General features: G+C 40.5%; 1 protein-coding gene. It reads right to left on the bottom strand.

Features of this window, described 5'->3' with window-relative positions:
- On the bottom strand, window positions 1-268 hold a 268-nt coding region (locus tag lacNas_RS09180), incomplete at its 3' end, for a helix-turn-helix domain-containing protein (RefSeq protein WP_201336385.1).
- Window positions 269-407: the final 139 nt, after the last annotated feature.

Below are 407 nucleotides of genomic sequence, written 5' to 3'. Positions count from 1 at the left end.
TACGAACTCTTCGTTCACTCGGCGAAGGCTTTTCTTTAAGCAGTACTTTCTGTTCTTCAGTCAGCTTTTTCGGGTCGGAAGCCAAAGAAGATTTAAGCGCTTGTCTTGCCTTGTACATTTCGTTCCACAAGGCAAGGCCTTGATTCCAGCAATAGCGGCGATAGTCACAAGCTTCATCCAAAACTCTTCTCATAGTCTTGTTTAGATGTAGTTCATAGACTCTTGTCTGAATTAATTTAGACGGTACTTCTTCTGCCTGTTCAGCCATTTAATTCACCAGCTTTCAGAACCATATCATTCTCAATCTTTGTTTCGAGGAATATTTTAGCACGTATTCCTGCAGATCCCCAAACATATGTTTCTGAAGTATGACTAAAATTTGCGCTCTAACCTAAAGCAAAGTTCTG

This window comes from Lactobacillus nasalidis, from assembly GCF_016587775.1.
Classification (GTDB): Bacteria; Bacillota; Bacilli; order Lactobacillales; family Lactobacillaceae; genus Lactobacillus; species Lactobacillus nasalidis.
This window is presented reverse-complemented; position numbering and strand designations above follow the sequence as displayed.